Here is a 529-nt window from a genome sequence, read left to right on the forward strand (position 1 = left end):
TAATAATAGGTGCTTTTCTAATTTAAAATAATTGTTAACTCAAGACAGCAGTTCTATCTTAAGACTGTTCTTGCTCAAACATCTTAGGGTCATTAAAGGTTACTACTTCTTCCTCAAATTCAGGCTTGACCTTAACCACAAAGTCATCACGCGATAGTCCCATGCGTAGTGGAATTGAGCTGGCGATGTAGACAGAAGAATAAGTACCTGCCAGTAGACCAATAAATAGTGCCACTGAGAACCAGTATAGCCCCTCACCACCAAAGGGAACATGGCTTTCATCATTGACTGAGATGTCATTGATATGGGTCATGCCTGCCTTAATACCGCGAGCGAAGCGTAGTCCCTTCTCCATATCCTCAGTAAATACGGCGCTAGATAAACCAAACATAGAGTCGTTAGCTATGGCCAATGCATCCGCCTCATCTTTTGCACGGATAATCCCCACTAGCGGACCAAATACTTCATTCTTTGCTAAGTCCATATCTCGAGTGACTTTGGTGAAGATATGCGGCGGAACGACTTGACC

At 43.3% G+C, this 529-nt stretch carries 1 protein-coding gene; it reads right to left on the minus strand.

Annotation, left to right across the window (positions count from 1 at the left end; translation table 11 throughout):
* Window positions 1–58: 58 nt before the first annotated feature.
* On the minus strand, window positions 59–529 hold a 471-nt coding region (locus FHK88_RS11710), incomplete at its 5' end, for an aldehyde dehydrogenase family protein (protein ID WP_227430932.1).

The organism is Psychrobacter sp. I-STPA6b (assembly GCF_020662265.1).
Taxonomy (GTDB): domain Bacteria; phylum Pseudomonadota; class Gammaproteobacteria; order Pseudomonadales; family Moraxellaceae; genus Psychrobacter.